This window comes from Lactobacillus sp. UMNPBX4 (assembly GCF_002554115.1).
Classification (GTDB): Bacteria; Bacillota; Bacilli; order Lactobacillales; family Lactobacillaceae; genus Lactobacillus; species Lactobacillus gallinarum.
The window spans coordinates 1-1,691 of the sequence record NZ_PCZF01000105.1 but is presented as its reverse complement, the minus strand read 5'-3'; the positions used below and the strand labels follow the sequence as shown (position 1 = coordinate 1,691).

Annotated in this window: 3 protein-coding genes and 1 pseudogene; all 4 read left to right on the top strand. The window is 42.8% G+C overall.

Translation table 11 applies throughout. The features are described 5' to 3' along the window. The first annotated feature begins 224 nt into the window (after positions 1-224). The 4 genes and pseudogenes from CP355_RS10425 (at position 225) to CP355_RS10765 (ending at position 1,651) form a co-directional block, all read left to right on the top strand. The gene (locus tag CP355_RS10425) at positions 225-401 is read left to right on the top strand and encodes a hypothetical protein (protein ID WP_199161222.1); all 177 of its coding nucleotides are present in this window, start codon (positions 225-227) and stop codon (positions 399-401) included. After that, positions 398-724 carry an IS66 family insertion sequence element accessory protein TnpB gene (gene tnpB / locus CP355_RS09875; RefSeq protein WP_233187040.1) on the top strand — a complete coding sequence of 109 codons (327 nt, stop codon included), beginning with the start codon at positions 398-400 and terminating at the stop codon, positions 722-724. The genes CP355_RS10425 and tnpB overlap by 4 nt, the downstream gene beginning before the upstream one ends. Position 725: 1 nt before the next feature. Next, a pseudogene (locus tag CP355_RS09870) lies at positions 726-1,441 on the top strand (IS66 family transposase); the annotation flags it as partial. Positions 1,442-1,453: 12 nt separating this feature from the next. Next, positions 1,454-1,651: a transposase domain-containing protein gene (locus tag CP355_RS10765; RefSeq protein WP_304441180.1), complete on the top strand. Its 198-nt coding sequence runs from the start codon at positions 1,454-1,456 to the stop codon at positions 1,649-1,651. Positions 1,652-1,691 lie beyond the last annotated feature (40 nt).

The following is a 1,691-nucleotide window of genomic DNA, read 5'->3' as shown; positions in this document are numbered from 1 at the left end:
TAGGAAATCATCGTTCTTTTTTCCTGTCTGAGAATTAGTTTTTTCCCAGACACTTCAAAAGATATTACTTTTTATGAACCAAATAATCTTCAAACTAATCTAAATCGATTAATAGTATTCAATACCAAGAGTTACTACTTCGTAAGCGTCAAATAACAGAGTGTATTAACCTCTTCACCTTCTTCGGCTATGATTAATTTATCAAATTAATGGAGGTTAATAATATGTCCGAAAAACAACATCCGATTGTAGCGCTCAAACAGCCGCAAAGACCCCAAAGGTCTCGTTCACCGCGGAATAATCTGTTGCTTTGTTTAAAGAAGAATGATCTAGAGCTAGACTTCTACAGTAGTATAGATCCCGAATTGATGGATAAACTTTTGGAAAAGGTCTTATCATGATTAATCTTTGTGACTTGGGCCAAGTCTATCTTGTTTGCGGCAAAACCGACCTGCGCAAAGGCTTTGATGGGCTGGCTTGCCTAATAAAGGAACAGTTTCAACTTGATCCTTTTCAGGGCCAGGTCTTTCTCTTTTGCGGCGGCAGAAAAGACCGTTTTAAAGCCCTGTATTGGGACGGCCAAGGATATTGGCTATTGTATAAACGCTTTGAAAACGGCAAGATGAGCTGGCCGCAGAATCAAAACGAGGTCCAGGCCCTCTCTTCTGAGCAGGTCGACTGGTTAATGAAAGGTTTTGCAATCAAACCTATATCAAAAGTATGAAATGAAAGTCCCGGACTATCGCCAGGAAAGCTATTGGCGGAAAATGGGACTGAATATTTCACGCCAACACTTAAACAACTGGGGGCTAAAGAGTACAGAGTACTACTTTAAGCCAATGTATGACCTGCTTAAAACAAAGCTGTTAACCCAACCTGTTTTGCATGCCGATGAAACTTACTATAGGGTCTTAGAAAGCGAAACAGCTAAAACCTATTACTGGGTTTTCCTTTCCGGCAGGCATGATAAACATGGCATTACGCTTTATCATCATAATCCGCATCGCAGCGGTCAAGTAGCGCTTGACTTCTTAGGCGCTTACGCCGGCTTCTTGCATTGCGACATGTGGCAGGCTTACCAGCGATTACCTGAAGCTACCCTAGTTGGCTGCTGGGCCCATGCGAGAAGAAAGTTCTTTGAAGCGGTACCGCAAAATGCCTCTGATAAATCAATTGCCAAACAGGATTGGAAATACGGCATGCGAATGTTCCGTCTAGAAAAAGAATGGGAACATTTAAGCAGCGAAGAACGATATCAAACCCGACAGGAACAGTTAAAGCCGCTAATGGAAGACCTCTTTGACTGGTGCAGGCGGCAGGAGATTTCTGTATTGCCCGGCTCCAAACTCGGCCGTGCAATCAATTATGCCTTAAAACATCAAGAAACCTTTGAACATGTATTGCTCGATGGCCGTTTGGAACTATGGCCGAACGTGCTGTCAAGTCGCTGGTGATGGGACGCAAGAACTGGCTGTTCTCGCAAAGTTTTGCCGGTGCACAGACGAGCGACATCATTTTGAGCTTGATTGAAACAGCCAAAAGACATGGACTAGATCCAGAAAAATATTTAAATTACCTGCTTCAAAAGCTGCCTAACGAGGAGAGCTTAAACTCGGAGGCACTAGAAGCTTATTTGGTAAGCGTCAGATAACCGAGTATCTTTCTTAGTCCTCTTTTTTCAGCTATTCTAA

What these genes read in the sequence shown, in the direction of transcription:
- CP355_RS10765 (WP_304441180.1), top strand. Translation starts at nt 1,454, where the DNA reads ATGGGACGCAAGAACTGGCTGTTCTCGCAAAGTTTTGCCGGTGCACAG.
- CP355_RS10425 (WP_199161222.1), top strand. Translation starts at nt 225, where the DNA reads ATGTCCGAAAAACAACATCCGATTGTAGCGCTCAAACAGCCGCAAAGA.
- tnpB (WP_233187040.1), top strand. Translation starts at nt 398, where the DNA reads ATGATTAATCTTTGTGACTTGGGCCAAGTCTATCTTGTTTGCGGCAAA.